Genomic DNA, 14,708 nt, shown 5'->3' with positions numbered 1-14,708 from the left:
CCTCTAGCCCCTCTCCCACACTGCGGGAGAGAGGCTGGGGTGAGGGTCGATGCAGGCAGCGAGACCCGAAAGCGAAACGCCCCGCGCAAGGCGGGGCGTCGACTGGAGCGATCGCGAGGACCGCTCAGCGGGAAGACCGCGCCATCACAGCGCGTTCATTTCCTTCAGCAGGCGGTCCGCCTTGTCGACGACTTTCATCTGCCACAGCATGTAGCGCGCATCCAGGCAGATGCTGCGGTTCATGGCATCGTTGAAGTCCCAGTCGGAGATCACCGCGTCCAGCGTGCCGTCGAACAGCAGGCCGACGAGTTCGCCCTTGCCGTTCAGCACCGGCGAGCCGGAGTTGCCGCCGGTCGTGTCCAGCGTCGCGAGGAAGTTCACCGGCACCGAGTCCAGCGCCTTCACGCCGTACTTGTCGAACTGCCGCGCCTTGATCGCCGCGAGCTGCTCGGCGGGCGCGTCGAACTCGCCCGTGCCAGTGTGCTTGGCCACGATGCCGCGCAGCGTCGTGAACGCGGTCCAGGTCGTGCCGTCCACGCCCGGCGTGCGGCCCTTCACCTGACCGAAGGCCACGCGCAGCGTGCTGTTCGCGTCCGGGTAGACCGGCTGCCCGCGGCTGGCCTTGAAGTCGATCTCGGCCTGCATCGTCGCGGCATAGGCCGCCTGCGTCTTGCCGGCCAGTTCCTTGTCGCGGGTCTCGCGCGCTTCCTCGTCGGCGTGCAGCGCCACGGCGGCCTTGACCAGCGTGTCCGTGCTGCCTTCGAAGGCGGCGGCGTCGCGCGACAGCCAGGCGGCGCGCTCGGCCCTGTCGGTCAGCTTCGTACCCGCGTACAGCGCATCCACGCGCGCCGTCACGGCCGCGGCGTCCATGCCCGCGCGCACGCCCAGCGCGTCCAGGAATGCGGCGTTCAGCTGATCGGCCGGCAGGGCCAGGTATTGCGTCAGGAAGTGGCTGACCACCTTCTTCTCGGTCACCTCGTCGAAGCGGCGGTCCAGCGTCTCCACGGCCTGCTTGCGGCGCAGCTGGTCGCGGTCCTGGTACCCGGCCTTGCGCTCCGCATCCGGCTTCTTGCGCTGCAGCGCCTGCTCATACAGGTCGCTCGCGCTCTTGACCAGCGCGGGCGTCGCGTAGCTCAGCAGGAACTCGCGGCGCACGATGCCCTGGCGCTCGGCGATCAGGCGTTCCACCTCGACCAGCGACGCGCCGTAGGCATCGCGGCGCTTGGCGTCGGCGTTCACCCAGGCCTTCATCTCGTCGAAGGCCGCCTGCTTGCGCGCGAGGATGTCGCTGCCCGCGTAGCTGGCCATCTGGCCCTGGTAGTTCTTGTAGTAGTTGTTGACGCCCGCCACGGTGTTGGCCAGCTTGATCTCGGCGTCACGGCGACCGGCGGTCGCTTCCTTGATCAGGTCGAGCTGCTCGCCCATCGCCTTGACGCGGTGCGGGAAGTCCCACGAGAACGCGAAGTCGACTTCCGACGGCAGGCGGTGACGGTTCGTGCGGCCCGGATAACCGGCCACGGCCACGAAGTCGTTCTCGCTCAGCGGCGAGCTCGCCATCTTCAGGAACTGCTGCGGCTGGAAGGGCTTGTTGTCCTTGCTGAAGTCCGCCGGCTTGCCGTCCGGGCCGACGTAGGCGCGGTAGAAGCTGTAGTCGCCGGTGTGGCGCGGCCACATCCAGTTGTCGGTGTCGCCGCCGAAGACGCCGACGCCTTCGGCCGGGGCGTGGACCAGGCGGACGTCGCGGATCTCGAGCTGCTTGGTCAACTGGTAGATCACGCCGCCGTAGTACGCGGCCACCGAGCAGCGATGGCCTGCGTCCTTCTCGCACGCGGCGACCAGCGCCTTCTCATTGGCCTCGATCGCGTCGACACGGGCCTTGCCCTGCAGCGACGCGGTCTTCCTGTCGATCACCTTGTCGGTCACGTAGGTCTGCGCGACCGTGACCAGGATGCGGCTGCCGGGCGCGGCCGGCAGTTCGTCGGCCAGCGACGCGGCCAGGAAGCCCTTCTTCAGCAGGTCCTTCTGCGGCGTCGAGTTGTACTGGATGCTGCCGAACGCGCAGTGGTGGTTGGTGACCACCAGGCCTTGCGGCGAGACGAACGACGCCGTGCAGCCACCCAGGCTCACCACCGCGCCCATCGGGTACCCCAGGGGCTGCGACAGCCGCTGCGGATCGAACTTCAGGCCCAGGGCCTTCATGTCCTTGGCCACCAACGGCAGCTGCTGCGGCATCCACATGCCTTCATGCGCCTGGGCGCTGGCCGCGGCGTACAACGCCAGCGCGGCCCACATCAGTCGTTTCATTCGCGGGACTCCTGTCCACCTTCTGAGAAGGGGCGAACCATACACGAGCCCGCCGGGCCGGACCCGTGCCGATAGCCACCCGGCCCCCATGCCGCATGGCGGGATAACCCGCAGTTCCACTCGGGCTCCACGAGCGTGGGATGGGGGAACCCTGACTCCAAACTTACACTTTCACCCCTTCCCCCCGCCGTCCAGGATGCCGCCATGACACTCACGCAACTCAGCCAGGTCAAGCGCTGGATGGTGATGCACAGCGCGCGTCATCCGGTCGAACTGGCGGTCTGGAACGTGGTGCTGACGATCTGGATGCTGGGCTTCATGGGCGTTCCGGGCGCGTTATTGATCCGGGCATGGATCGCACTGCCGTTGTGCCTGGTGGCCTGGCTGCTGCCGATGGCCTACACCGGAAGCCGCCGGAGACTGCATCGCGCGGGACGTCTGCGTTGCGACTGGTTGACGGCGCTCTGAACGACGCATGCCTTGCTCCGCGGACCTCGGTGATTCGAAGCCGGCGGAGCCGGTGCCCCTCGGAGCGAATTCCGAGCGGCGAGGAGGAGATTGAGCGGAGAGGGGCACCGGGTCCGCCGGCTTGCGCTCGCTGGATCGAACGCCACCTGCCTTGACATCATCGTCACTTCTGACGATGATCCGTCGCATGAAGTATCCAGGCGGCAAGGGCAAGACGTACCAGCACGTCATCAACCTGATGCCACCGCACCGGGTGTACATCGAGACGCATGTTGGCGGCGGCGCGGTTCTGCGCCACAAGCTGCCGGCGACGCGGTCGATCGCCGTCGACGCTGACGAACGGGTGATCGCGCGCTGGCGCGATCTGGCCCTTCCCGGCGTCGAGCTCGTCCACGGCCGCGCGGAGGATTTTCTCGCGGGGCATGTGTTCGAGGGGGACGAGCTGGTCTACGTGGATCCGCCCTATCACCCCGAGACGCGCCGCCAGACGCGCATCTACCGGCACGAGTACGGCGCCGCGGACCACGAGGCGCTGCTGGCGCAGCTCGCGGCGCTGCCGTGCCGGGTGATCGTGTCGGGGTATGCACATCCCACGTACGACGCCCTCCTGAGGGGGTGGCACACCGTGGAGTTCCGCGCGAAGACCCACACCGACGTGCGCACGGAGACGCTGTGGTTCAACTTCGAACCGCCCGAGATGCTTCACGACAGCCGGCACCGCGGAGCCACCTTCCGCGAGCGCCAAACCCACAAGCGGCGTCTCGAACGCCTTCAAGAGCGTGTCCATGCCATGGATCCGGTCGAGCGCGCCGCGTTCGCCCAATGGCTGAACACCACCTATCCAGCCGCCCAGAGAGGCGGCGTTCCCCTTCTCCCATGACCCAGATCGTTGCCCTCGTTTCCCGTCACGCCTCCCTCCAGAGAGAACTTCCCGATCCCCATCACCTCCTCCTGACCGGCGTCCGCTGGGGCGCCCTCGAGGAGTTCCCCACCCCCGCCTACTGGATGCAGCAGGCACTGCGCCGTCGCCTGGACAGGCTCGACAGCCCGGATCGCCCGCATGCGGCGTGGCCGACGGTGTCGGGCCGCACGCTGGCCGAGGAAGTCGGCGCGTCGCTGCTCGGCGGTCCGGGCATTCCGGCCGCCGTGGGCCTGGCCGCGTTCGCGCGCATCCGCGAGCGCGGCGCCTTCGTGCAGCCCGGCGTCTGCGAACGCACGCTCGGCGCCTGGCTCGGCGAACCCCTGGAAGTCGAGGGCAAATCGCTGGCCTTCCGATTCGCGGCCCAGAAGGCCCGGCACCTCGCGGCAGTGATGCCGGCGCTGCTGTCGGCGCCGGACTTCGAAGGGGGTCAGGACGTGCGCAACTGGCTGATGGCGCTGCCCGGCGTCGGCCCGAAAACGGCCTCGGCAATCGTGCGCGGCTGGTCGGCGTCGGAGGAGATCGCGCTGCTCGACGTGCACCTGCTGCGCGTGGGACAGGTGATCGGGCTGTTCTCGCGCAAGCTGACCGTCGAGCGGCACTACCTCGAGGCCGAGGCGCGCCTGCTCAAGCTGTGCGCGGCGATGGCGCTGCGTCCGTCGGAGCTGGAGGCGGTCGTGGCGTCGGAGATGAGCCGATCGCCGGCGACCGCGCGTTTCCTCGTCGATCACCTGAAGGCGACGGAGCCGGGCGCGAAGCCGTCCGCCTCGGCCCCGGCATCGACGAAGAGCCGCTCGACGCGCGAGCCGGAGCAGATCGCGCTGGTGTTCACGGCCTGAGGCCGGGAGCCAGGCCCGGTCTAATTGGCGAGCCGGAACCTCGCCACCACCTGGCTCAGCCGCGCGGCCTGCTCCTTGAGCGCCTCGGCCGCGGCGGCGGATTCCTCGACCAGCGCGGCGTTCTGCTGCGTCATGCTGTCGAGTTGGGTCACCGCCGCGTTGACCTCCGACAGGCTCTGCGTCTGACCGCCGGTGGCCGCGGCGATCTCGCGGATCAGCTGGCTGACCTGCTTCACCGCGTCGACGACCTGCGTCATGGTCGCGCCGGCGTCGCCGACGGCGCGCGAGCCGGTCTCGACCTGCTCGACCGAATCCGCGATCAGCGTCTTGATCTCGCGCGCCGCCTGCGCGCTGCGCTGCGCCAGGCCGCGCACCTCGGACGCCACCACGGCGAAACCGCGGCCCTGTTCGCCCGCGCGGGCCGCCTCGACCGCCGCGTTGAGCGCCAGGATGTTGGTCTGGAAGGCGATGCCGTCGATCACGCCGATGATGTCGGCGATGCGCCGCGACGACTGCTGGATGCCCGCCATCGTCGACACGACGCGACCGACCATCTCCCCGCCCCGACCGGCCACGCCGGCCGCGTCCTGGGCGATGCGGCTGGCCTCGTCGGCACTGCTGGCGCTCTGGCGGGCGGCGTCGGTCAGCTGGTGCATCGCGGCCGAGGTCTGCTCCAGGCTGGAGGCCGCCTCCTCGGTGCGGCTGGACAGATCGCTGCTGCCGACGGCCACCTCGCGGCTGGATTCGGCGATCTGGTCGGCGCTGGAGCGCACCGTCGACACCGACGCGTGCAGCGCGTCGCGCATCTTGCCCAGCGCGCGCAGCAGGTCGCCGAGTTCGTCCCGGCGGGAGGCCGCGGCGATGTCGCGCAGATCGCCGTCGGCGATCCGGTCGGCCGTCTCGGACGCCGCGCGCAGGGGCTGTGTCAGCGAGCGCGTCAGCAGCCAGCCGACCACCGCGCCCAAGGCCATCGCCGCGGTGACCAGCGTCCAGATCGCGGTCACCACGACGCGATAGTCCGCGCGCGCCTGCTGGTGCGCCTGGTCCGCGCCTTCGGCATTGATCTTCACGAGGTCCGACTGCCGCTGCGTCGCGCCGCGGAACGCGGTGCGGGACTCTCCCCGCAGCAAGGCCACAGCCTCGTCGCGCTGCCCCGCGCCGAGTGCCGCCACGTAGCGCTCCTGCGCCGCGCGGTACGCCTTCACCTGCCGTCCGAGGTCCTCGAAGGCCTGGCGTTCCTTGTCGCTCGCGACCAGCTTCTCGTAGCTCGACAGCAGCCCGGGCAGCACGCCCCACTGCTCGGTCAGCCGCGCCGCCTCGTCCGCGACAGCCTTGGCGTCGCCGCCGACCAGCATCTGCAGCTCGGCCCGGCGCATCTGGTTCATCGACTCGCCCATGGCGCCGAGCAGGCGTGTGCTGGGCAGCCAGTTGATGGCCAGGTCGTCGACCTTGGCCTCGACCTGCGCCACGCGGCTCGCCGAAAAGGCGCCCATCGCCAGCATCAGCAGCAACAGCAACGCGAAGCCCAGACCGAGCCTCACTCCCACCTTCAAGTCGGACAGCATTCCCATGTGATCCTCCCGTCGGCGCCGGTCGTGGCGTCGCCCCCTCAAGCTAGCACCAGTCTGCGGCCCTGCCCAGCCCCGGTGACAGGGGGCAGCGCGGATCGCGTTCAAGGCGCAAGGCCGGGCGGAACCGGCTCCTCCAGATCGAGGTCCGGGGTGCTCGCGGAGAGCGCCTCGTTCGACGCGCGGATCGCCGGAGGCAATCGCAACCAGTAGCGCCGGCGCTTCGCCCGTTCGCAGCCCTCGATCGGCGAGGACCCGCGATCGCTGCGCCACAGCCACGCGCCGCAGTCGACCGTGTTGAGCAGCAGCGCGCCGGCCGTGACGTAGCGGGCCACGACGTCCGGCTTGGGATGGCCGAAGCGGTTCAGGTAGCCCGACTGCACCGCCGCCACCTGCGGCGCGACCGCGCGCACGAAAGCGGGCGTGGAAGAGGTCCGGCTGCCGTGGTGTGGCACGACGAGGACCTCGGACCGCAAGCCCGCCACGCCGTCCTCGCGCACCAGGCGCGCCTCCTGCGGCGCCTCGATGTCGCCGGTCAGCAGCACGCGACGCCCGGCGGCGTCGACGCGCAGCACGCAGGACGTGGCATTGCGCTTCAGCGCCTTGCTTCCCCGGGGCGCATCGCCGTCGGCGATCGGCGACAGCACCGCGAAGCGCACCCCGTCCCAGGTCCATTGCTGCCCTCGCCTGCAATCCTCCCCACCCGGGACGGCGCCAAGGCGCCGCGCGATGGGCATGGCCGCGAGGAGGCTCGCGGCGCCGCCAAGGTGGTCCTGGTCCGCATGACTCACCATCAACAGGTCGAGGCGTCGCTCGCCCAGGCCGCGCAGGAGCGGCAGCAGCACGCGCTGCCCGGCGTCGGAGCCCGGCCCCCAGGACGGACCGGCGTCGAAGGCCATCGTGTGCCCGTGCGTGCGCAGGATCGCGGCGCCGCCCTGGCCGACGTCGGGCAGCCAGAGCTCCAGCTGACCCGGCGCCGGCCGGAAGGTCACCGGCCAGAGCATGGGCACGCACAGCGCGAGCCCGCCGATCCGCAGCCGCCACGGCCAGGGCATCGCCAGGACGGCGCCGCCGAGCAGCCCCAGCGCCTGCGTCCAGACCGGCGGCCACGGCAGGTGCCACACCGCCAGCGGCAGGACGCGCAGCGCCTCCAGCATCGCGTTCATCAGCGCGACGCACCACGCGCCCAAGGTCCAGAGCGGCGGACAGAGCGCGCCCAGCATCGCCAGCGGCGTGATCACGTAGGACACCAGAGGAATGGCGAAGGCGTTCGCGATGAGCCCGACGATGGACAGCTGCTGGAACAGCAGCAGCGTCAGCGGCGCGAGTCCGAGCGTCACCACCCACTGCGTGTGCCAGGCGTTGCGCAATGCGCCGCGCCAGCCGAGGCCGGCGCGATGGTCGGCGGCCATCAGCAGGGCGACCGCGCAGAAGGACAGCCAGAAGCCGGCTTGCGTCAGCGCCCAGGGGTCGGCGGCGCAGACGCCGGCGGCCGCCGCGAAAAGGCTGGTCGGCCACGGCCAGCGCGCGTCGGCCTGACGCAGCAGCGCGAGGATGGCCAGCAGTCCGACCGTGCGCTGCGAAGGCACGCCCCACCCGGAGAACAGCGCGTACAGCCCGGCCGCGATCACACCGATCCACATCGCGGCGCGAGGCGCGGGCAGCCAGAGGCACAGGGGCGCGCTGCGCCGCCATGCCCAGCCGGCGGCGGCGCCTGCGAGCCAGGCGAACATCGTCACGTGAAGGCCGCTGACGCTGAGCAGGTGGGAGACGCCGGCATCGCGGTACAGCGCCCAGTCGGCCGCGTTCACCGCGCCCTGGTCGCCCAGGCTCAGCGCGGCGAGCACGCCGGCGCCACGGCGGTCTCGGCGCTCGCTCAACTGGCGGTCGATCGCGTCGCGCAGCGCCTGCCGCAGCGCGTCGACGCTGAAGCCGCCCTCCGCCAGCCGCTGCTGACCCTTGCTGCGACAACTGCCCGCGGCGGGCAGATCCTGGTCCAGCATCCACAGCGCCTGATCGAAGCCGCGCGGGTTCATGAGTCCGTGCGGGCGGCGCAGCTTGACGTCGAGGCGCCAGCGCTCGCCGGCGCGCGGCGGCAGCGGCATCTGATAACAGGACAGCAGCACGCGCGGCCCAGCGCCATCGCCGACGGCGGCCGGATCGACATCGAACACGAAGCGCCAGCCCTCCCCGCCGCCGAGACCAGCCGTGCGCTGCGGCAGGCTGCCGACGCGACCCGAGAGCGTCATGACCTGCCCCTCCCGATCCGCCGGAGGCAGCTCGGCCATGCGCGCCTCGGCGCGGGCGGCCGCGACGCCGCCACCGACCAGGGCCGAGAGCAGCGACCAGGCCATCCAATGACGCGCGAGACGTCCCCGTGCGCGTGACCGCCCCAGGATGCGCCGACGTGCGGTCGACGCCGCCATCGTGCACATCAGCGTCACGACGATCGCGGCCCATGTCCGGCACGCGAGGGGTCCGGGCAATTCCGGGAGCAGGTGGACCAGCCCCATGCCGAGCAGGGCCGCGAGCGGGACGAGTGTCCAGCGCCATGCCGGGGTGTAGGATTCCCGGCGATTTTTTCCACTTCCGCGCAGATCCTCATGACCACTTCCGTCTACGACCGCCTGGCCCAACTCGGCATTGAACTTCCGCCGGTGGCGGCGCCTGCCGCGGCCTACGTGCCGTTCGTCCGCACCGGCAACCTCGTGTTCCTGTCCGGTCATATCGCGAAGAAGGACGGCAAGCCCTGGGTGGGCCAGCTGGGCAAGGACACCGACACCAAGACGGGGCAGCAGGCGGCGCGCGCGATCGCGATCGACCTGCTGGGTACGCTGCACGCGGCGGTCGGCGACCTGAACAAGGTCAAGCGCGTCGTGAAGCTGATGAGCCTGGTCAACAGCACCGGCGACTTCACCGAGCAGCACCTGGTGACCAACGGCGCCTCCGAGCTGATCGGAGAGGTCTTCGGTGCCGACGTGGGCGCGCATGCGCGCAGCGCCTTCGGCGTGGCGCAGATCCCGCTCGGCGCCTGCGTCGAGATCGAGCTGATCGCCGAGATCGCCGACTGATGCGGGCCCTGACCGCCTCGCGCGTGCTGGGCTTCAGCGCGCTGGTCTCGCTCGCCGCCGTGGCGGCGGCGCTGGTGGCGCAGTATCAGTTCGGCGTGAAGCCGTGCCCGTGGTGCGTGATGCAGCGGGGGATCTTCCTGCTGATCGCCGCGGTCAGCGTGCTGGGCTGGGTGCTGCAGCGCGTCGGCTTCGTGCGCGTGCTGGCGCTGCTGCTGTCGGCGGCGCTGGGCGTGGCGGGCCTGTTCGCCGCGGGTTACCAGCATGAGGTCGCCTCCAAGCTGGCCAGCTGCGACATGACCTTCGCGGATCGCGTGCTGACGATGTTCAAGCTGGAAGATCGGATCCCGAGCATCTTCATGGTCACGGCCAACTGCAGTGAAGCGTCCGCGTATTCGCTGCTCGGTCTGCCCTACGAGATCTGGAGCGGCGCCCTGTTCACCCTGATCGCGCTGCTGTGCCTGCTGACGCTCAAGCGCGGAGCGGTGCATCGTCGGTGAGACCACCGTCGATGTCTTTGAGATCGATCAACTTGTCGGGAGTTCCCACATGAAACGAGTCACGGGCATCGGCGGCATCTTCTTCAACGCCAAGGAACCGGCGGCCTTGCGCGACTGGTACAGGACGCACCTCGGCGTCGACGTCCAGGCGTGGGGCGGTGCGGCGTTCAGCTGGACGGACGAGGCAGGCCAGCCCACGGGCGGCTCGACCATCTGGTCCATCGGCGCGGCCGAGGGCGGCGACGGCTTCGGGCCGAACAAGGCGCCCTTCATGATCAATTACAGGGTGGCGGATCTGGCCGCGCTGCTGAAGGCGCTCCGCGACGAGGGCTGCAAGGTCCTCGAGAAGACCGACGACTCCGAGTACGGCAGGTTCGGCTGGGTCATCGATCCGGAAGGCAACAAGGTCGAACTGTGGGAGCCGCCGGCGGGGCAGTGACTTACCACGACAAGCATCTGGTCGTTGGCCAATCTATGGATGGCGCGCCAACAGCGATTGGAGATGCGGGGATGAGTCCGTCCGGAGTGGCCACAACGGCCGCTTCAGACGCTGACAACAGCGCACAGGCAGTTCATGCGAACCTGCTCAAGAGCTGACCCCAACGCAGATCGGCGAGTACGACGCGAAAGCCAACTCTTCAGGCGTCGCAGATCGTGTTTTGCAAACTGTTTTCAGAAGTTCAATTGCCCAGGCCGGATGCCCAGCGCACTCGCAATCCGCTCCCGCGACGAGCGCCGCGGACGTCCGCTCGACTCCAACTGTGCATACGCGCTCTGCGTGATCCCGAGTCGATCCGCAACCACTTGCTGCGTGAGTCCCAGGTGCGTGCGCCATGCCTTCGCGCCGGTCATCTTGTCGTTGAATACGAGTTGCGCCACCTCGTTCGGGATCACTTCACCCTTTTTCTCGTTCCTGTCCATCGTTAGGTTCCGCGTGGAAAGCCCGCATTGGAGCGCGCGCCGCCGCGCGCTTCAATGACTCGCATTGGGGATGCCTGAGGGTGGCCGCGGGGGGATGGACCGCCCTTACGAGGGGCGTCACCGCCCCGTCACACCCTCCCGGCAGCATCGCGGGTTTCGCCCTTTTGCTCTCTCCGGGAGACCCGCATGGACCGCCGCCGCTTCCTCCACGCCAGCACGCTTCTGAGCGGTGCCACCCTGCTCTCGCCGAGCGGCACGCGGGCGCAGGCCCCCGCCGTCATCACGCGCGACGCGATGCGGCCGCAGATGCCGCACGGCATCCAGTCCGGCGATCCGATCGCCGACGGCGCCATCGTCTGGACCCGCGGCGACCGCCCGAGCCGCCTCTGGCTCGAGTGGTCCACCACCGCCAGCTTCGCCAACCTGCAGCGCGTGCGCGGACCGCATCTGCTCGAGGACTCCGACTTCACCGGCCGCATCGACCTGCGCGGCCTGCCCACCGGGCAAGAGATCTTCTATCGCGTCGTCCTGCAGGACCTGCACAACGAGCGCGTGCTGTCCGAGCCCGTCGCCGGGCATCTGCGCCTGCCGGCCACCTTCGGCGCGAACGGCCTGCGCGATGTCCGCTTCGCCTGGAGCGGCGACACCTGCGGCCAGGGCTGGGGCATCAACGAGCAATGGGGCGGCATGAAGATCTATGAGCAGATCCGCCGCATCAATCCCGACTTCTTCCTGCACAGCGGCGACACCATCTACGCCGACAGCCCCATCCCCGCCGAGATCAAGCTCCCCGACGGATCGCTCTGGCGCAACCTCGTCACCGAGCAGACCAGCAAGGTCGCCGAGACGCTCGACGAGTACCGCGGCCGCTACCGCTACAACCTGATGGACGCCAACGTCCGCCGCATGTCGGCCGACGTGCCCCAGATCTGGCAGTGGGACGACCACGAGGTCACCAACAACTACTCCGACAGCAAGGACCTCTCCGGTGACGCCCGCTACACGGAGAAGAACATCCCGCTGCTCGTCGCCCGCGCCACCAAGGCCTTCCAGGAGTACGCGCCCATGCGCCGCTTCGGCGACGCCGAGAGCGAACGCATCTACCGCCACCTGCCGCAGGGGCCGCTGCTGGACGTCTTCGTCGTCGACATGCGCAGCTACCGCGGCCCCAACAGCGCCAACCTCCAGACCGAGGAGAATGCCGACAGCGCCTTCATGGGCCGCCCGCAGATCGCGTGGCTGCTGGAAGGACTGAAGCGTTCGAAGGCGGTGTGGAAGGTCATCGCCGCCGACATGCCGATCGGCTTGCACGTCAACGACGGCAAGGACGCCGAGGGCCGCGACAAGTGGGAGGCCATCGCCAACGGCGACGACGGCGCGCCGCGCGGACGCGAGCTGGAGATCGCGCGTCTGCTCAGCGAGATCAAGCGCCACCGGCTGCACAACATCGTCTGGCTCACCGCCGACGTGCACTACACCGCCGCGCACTTCTTCGATCCCGCCAAGGCGAAGTACACGGACTTCCTGCCGTTCTGGGAATTCGTCTCCGGCCCGTTGCACGCCGGCGGCTTCGGCCCGAACAAGGCGGACGGCACCTTCGGCATGCAGGTCGCGTATCAGAAGGGGCCGGGCATTGCCAACGCCGCCCCCGCGCCCGACACGCAGTTCTTCGGCCAGGTGGACATCGACGCCAAGACGCGCGCGATGACCGTCACGCTGAAGGATCTGGAGGGCTCGACGCTCTACAAGAAGACCCTGGAGCCCCAGCGAGCCTGATCCCTCAGACCCGCTCCATCGCGCGCAGCACGCCCTGCATCGGCGGCAGCTGCGCCACCATGGACACGAGGTCGCGGATGCTTTCCGTCGCCGTCTTCGCCCGGACGCTCGCGATCTGCGTGCGCACGGTGGAGATGGCGACGCCGTGGCGTTGGGCGATCTCCTGAGGCTGCAAGCCCGAGCAGAGCGACTGCAGCACCTGCAGCTCCGCCGCCGTCAGCTGGTGCTCGCGCGCGAAGGCAAGCATCGGCAGCTCCCCGCACAGGTTGCGTTTGCCGAGCACCACCATCGCCTGCGACGGCCGGCCCTGCCCGTCCTGCAGCGGCAGCACCGACATCGAGAGCCGTCCTGGCCCGCGTCCCAGGCAGATGAGATGCCGCAGCCCGCGGTGCACGTCCGCGAGCGCGCCGTCCAATCGCAGTTGATCGTTGCGCTCCGCCGCGATCAGCTGACCGTCGACGATCTGCAGCGGGGAACTCTGATCCAGCTGCCGCCGCGCGGTGCTGTTGGCGTAGAGCAGCTGTCCTTCGCCTGCGACGAGACAGACGCCGAGGTCGATCTCCTCCAGCGCGTGGCGCCACCACCGGTCCGGCGATCCACGCCGGCGTTCCGGCCCACGGTAGGACATGAGCCAACCCAACTCCGGGGTCCTCCCCAGCATTCCATCCATATCAGCCTCCCTGGTGGGCGTGCGTGGAACGCGGCCCTCGACTTGCTCACGGTCTTCTCGCCGTTGTGGGTGCTGGGGCCTCACCAGGATGTTAGGAGAACGTCAGGGTCTTGCGTAGCGGAACTTGACGGACGGTGCCCCCTAGGGTTGGGGGAAATGTCGATGTCGGTTTCCGCGCGGATATTCCGGGAGCCCATCGAACGCGGAGAAACCCGTATCCATCGGGATCACGGGCGGTCCACCATCGTGCGTCAACCCATGAAGCCGAGATCCTGACCGGCGAAATTACCGATGTTGGGAAGCACCGTCCGGAGCTCCGAGGACGGCACGCCCATCCACAGCGCCAGCGTCGACGCGAGCTGGTCCACCGAGGTCGTCGGCAACAACCGGCCCTGCCCGACGTCGTCGGGACCGTTGACGCTCACCGACGGCGCCGTGCCGTAGAAGCGCCCGCCCCGGACCGCGCCGCCCATCACCAGATGGTGCGAACCCCAACCGTGGTCGGTGCCGTCGCCGTTGCTGCTCAGCGTGCGGCCGAAGTCCGAGGCGGTGAACGCGGTGACCTTGTCCGCGACGCCCAGTTCCTGCAGCGCCGCGTCGAAGCTCGCCATCGCGCCGCCCACCTGCTGCATCAACGCCGGGTGCCGCGACGGCAGGTTGTCGTGGAGGTCGAAGCCGCCCATCGAGACGAAGAACACCTGCCGCGACATCCCCAGCGTCGAGCGCGCCGCGATCATGCGCGCGACCATGCGCAGCTGCTGCGCGAGCGAGTCCGCGGCAAAGGCCGTCGCCATCGACGCGCCGCCCGCCAGCGCACCGCTCAGCGTCGACTGCAGGTCGATCGAACGCGCCGTGACACGGTTGAGCTCGCTTTCCATCGGGTGGGACCGGTCCTCGGTGATCAGCGACTTCATCAGGCTGGCGCAGGCCGTCGACCCGAACAGCCCGCCGCCGATGCCGGCGATCGCCTGCTTGCCGCCGACGCCCATCTGGTACTGGAAGGCGTTCTCGCCGGCCTGGAAGATCGCGTTGCCCGAGACGTTGATGCAGGTCAGTCCCGAGCGCCCGTTGGACGACAGCATCAGGTCGGCCATGCGACCGCCCCAGCCGGTGCGCGCACCTTCGACGTTGGAGGATTGCCAGAGGCTGGCCTGGTCGTTGTGCGAGAACAGCTTGGGCGGCAGCGTCGCCGAGCCTGCCTTGAACTGCGCGAGCGTGGTCGGCGCCAGCAGCGTGCCGATGTTCAGCATCACCGCGAGGCGTCCCGCGTCGAAGACCGGCTTGACCGCCGACAGCCCCGGCGCCAGCGCCATCTGGCGGCCGTCGGGCAGCGCGATCGTCGGCGCCAGCGCGGTAGCCGCCAGCGCGTCGCGCCCGATCGCCAGCGTCGGACGGATCGCCGCGTAGGCCTGGTGGCTGACGTCGTCGTACGGGATCACCGTGTTGCCGTAGTCGTTGCCGCCGTGCAGGAACACGCACACCAGCGCCTTGTAGTCGCCGCCGCCGGTGGCGGCCGCGGCGTCGCCGATCGCGGCCAGCTGCAGCGCCCAGGGCGCGGCCGTCGCGGCCACCGACGCGGCCGAAGCGCGCTTGAGGAACTCGCGGCGATGCAGCGAGGACAGCTTGGACACATGAGCCATGAGAAGTCTCCGGTGACGGCCGCGCGACCCGCGCG

The 14,708-nt window shown here is 69.7% G+C and carries 13 protein-coding genes; 7 read left to right on the top strand and 6 right to left on the bottom strand.

Features of this window, described 5'->3' with window-relative positions; all coding sequences use genetic code 11:
* Positions 1-144 precede the first annotated feature (144 nt).
* A complete protein-coding gene (locus PV762_RS01870) occupies positions 145-2,304 on the bottom strand; it encodes a S46 family peptidase (protein ID WP_421033321.1) in 2,160 nt (719 codons plus the stop codon).
* 204 nt (positions 2,305-2,508) lie between these two features.
* Here PV762_RS01870 and PV762_RS01865 point away from each other — a divergent pair, with 204 nt between their 5' ends.
* The 3 genes from PV762_RS01865 to PV762_RS01855 all read left to right on the top strand — a co-directional run bounded on the left by PV762_RS01865 (position 2,509) and on the right by PV762_RS01855 (position 4,530).
* A complete protein-coding gene (locus PV762_RS01865) occupies positions 2,509-2,772 on the top strand; it encodes a hypothetical protein (RefSeq protein WP_421033320.1) in 264 nt (87 codons plus the stop codon).
* A gap of 187 nt (positions 2,773-2,959) precedes the next feature.
* Positions 2,960-3,652 (top strand): DNA adenine methylase, encoded by a 693-nt coding sequence (locus PV762_RS01860; protein WP_421033319.1) that lies wholly within the window; start codon positions 2,960-2,962, stop codon positions 3,650-3,652.
* Positions 3,649-4,530 (top strand): hypothetical protein, encoded by an 882-nt coding sequence (locus tag PV762_RS01855; RefSeq protein WP_421033318.1) that lies wholly within the window; start codon positions 3,649-3,651, stop codon positions 4,528-4,530. The genes PV762_RS01860 and PV762_RS01855 overlap by 4 nt, the downstream gene beginning before the upstream one ends.
* A gap of 20 nt (positions 4,531-4,550) precedes the next feature.
* On the opposite strand, the gene PV762_RS01850 is transcribed toward PV762_RS01855, so the two are convergent.
* Both PV762_RS01850 and PV762_RS01845 read right to left on the bottom strand, forming a co-directional pair.
* Positions 4,551-6,095, bottom strand: a complete 1,545-nt coding sequence (locus PV762_RS01850; RefSeq protein ID WP_421033317.1) for a methyl-accepting chemotaxis protein — start codon at positions 6,093-6,095, stop codon at positions 4,551-4,553.
* A 107-nt stretch (positions 6,096-6,202) separates the two neighbouring features.
* Positions 6,203-8,620 (bottom strand): DNA internalization-related competence protein ComEC/Rec2, encoded by a 2,418-nt coding sequence (locus tag PV762_RS01845; RefSeq protein ID WP_421033409.1) that lies wholly within the window; start codon positions 8,618-8,620, stop codon positions 6,203-6,205.
* Positions 8,621-8,701: 81 nt separating this feature from the next.
* Between PV762_RS01845 and PV762_RS01840 the strand changes: the two genes are divergently transcribed.
* Genes PV762_RS01840 through PV762_RS01830 form a run of 3 tightly spaced genes read left to right on the top strand, consistent with a single transcriptional unit; the run spans position 8,702 to position 10,105 of the window.
* On the top strand, positions 8,702-9,169 hold the full coding sequence (locus tag PV762_RS01840) for a RidA family protein (RefSeq protein WP_421033316.1): 468 nt from the start codon (positions 8,702-8,704) through the stop codon (positions 9,167-9,169).
* The gene (locus tag PV762_RS01835) at positions 9,169-9,666 is read left to right on the top strand and encodes a disulfide bond formation protein B (protein ID WP_421033315.1); all 498 of its coding nucleotides are present in this window, start codon (positions 9,169-9,171) and stop codon (positions 9,664-9,666) included. The genes PV762_RS01840 and PV762_RS01835 overlap by 1 nt, the downstream gene beginning before the upstream one ends.
* A 49-nt stretch (positions 9,667-9,715) precedes the next feature.
* Entirely contained in the window at positions 9,716-10,105 is a 390-nt protein-coding gene (locus PV762_RS01830) for a VOC family protein (protein ID WP_421033314.1), read from the top strand.
* Between the two features lie 233 nt (positions 10,106-10,338).
* On the opposite strand, the gene PV762_RS01825 is transcribed toward PV762_RS01830, so the two are convergent.
* Positions 10,339-10,587, bottom strand: a complete 249-nt coding sequence (locus PV762_RS01825; RefSeq protein WP_421033313.1) for a helix-turn-helix domain-containing protein — start codon at positions 10,585-10,587, stop codon at positions 10,339-10,341.
* Positions 10,588-10,773: 186 nt separating this feature from the next.
* On the opposite strand from PV762_RS01825, the gene PV762_RS01820 reads away from it, so the two are divergent.
* Positions 10,774-12,363 (top strand): alkaline phosphatase D family protein, encoded by a 1,590-nt coding sequence (locus PV762_RS01820; protein ID WP_421033312.1) that lies wholly within the window; start codon positions 10,774-10,776, stop codon positions 12,361-12,363.
* 4 nt (positions 12,364-12,367) lie between these two features.
* Here PV762_RS01820 and PV762_RS01815 read toward each other — a convergent pair whose 3' ends face one another.
* Together PV762_RS01815 and PV762_RS01810 are read right to left on the bottom strand one after the other, a co-directional pair.
* A complete protein-coding gene (locus tag PV762_RS01815) occupies positions 12,368-12,991 on the bottom strand; it encodes a helix-turn-helix transcriptional regulator (RefSeq protein WP_421033311.1) in 624 nt (207 codons plus the stop codon).
* Between the two features lie 293 nt (positions 12,992-13,284).
* Positions 13,285-14,673, bottom strand: a complete 1,389-nt coding sequence (locus tag PV762_RS01810; RefSeq protein WP_421033310.1) for a DUF1501 domain-containing protein — start codon at positions 14,671-14,673, stop codon at positions 13,285-13,287.
* Positions 14,674-14,708: the final 35 nt, after the last annotated feature.

Origin of the sequence: Mitsuaria sp. CC2 (assembly GCF_048957715.1) — a bacterium.
GTDB lineage: Bacteria > Pseudomonadota > Gammaproteobacteria > Burkholderiales > Burkholderiaceae_C > Roseateles.
This window is presented reverse-complemented; position numbering and strand designations above follow the sequence as displayed.

Coding starts and splice junctions, on each gene's coding strand:
- PV762_RS01870 (WP_421033321.1), bottom strand. CDS start 2,304: ATGAAACGACTGATGTGGGCCGCGCTGGCGTTGTACGCCGCGGCCAGC.
- PV762_RS01865 (WP_421033320.1), top strand. CDS start 2,509: ATGACACTCACGCAACTCAGCCAGGTCAAGCGCTGGATGGTGATGCAC.
- PV762_RS01860 (WP_421033319.1), top strand. CDS start 2,960: ATGAAGTATCCAGGCGGCAAGGGCAAGACGTACCAGCACGTCATCAAC.
- PV762_RS01855 (WP_421033318.1), top strand. CDS start 3,649: ATGACCCAGATCGTTGCCCTCGTTTCCCGTCACGCCTCCCTCCAGAGA.
- PV762_RS01850 (WP_421033317.1), bottom strand. CDS start 6,095: ATGCTGTCCGACTTGAAGGTGGGAGTGAGGCTCGGTCTGGGCTTCGCG.
- PV762_RS01840 (WP_421033316.1), top strand. CDS start 8,702: ATGACCACTTCCGTCTACGACCGCCTGGCCCAACTCGGCATTGAACTT.
- PV762_RS01835 (WP_421033315.1), top strand. CDS start 9,169: ATGCGGGCCCTGACCGCCTCGCGCGTGCTGGGCTTCAGCGCGCTGGTC.
- PV762_RS01830 (WP_421033314.1), top strand. CDS start 9,716: ATGAAACGAGTCACGGGCATCGGCGGCATCTTCTTCAACGCCAAGGAA.
- PV762_RS01825 (WP_421033313.1), bottom strand. CDS start 10,587: ATGGACAGGAACGAGAAAAAGGGTGAAGTGATCCCGAACGAGGTGGCG.
- PV762_RS01820 (WP_421033312.1), top strand. CDS start 10,774: ATGGACCGCCGCCGCTTCCTCCACGCCAGCACGCTTCTGAGCGGTGCC.
- PV762_RS01815 (WP_421033311.1), bottom strand. CDS start 12,991: ATGTCCTACCGTGGGCCGGAACGCCGGCGTGGATCGCCGGACCGGTGG.
- PV762_RS01810 (WP_421033310.1), bottom strand. CDS start 14,673: ATGGCTCATGTGTCCAAGCTGTCCTCGCTGCATCGCCGCGAGTTCCTC.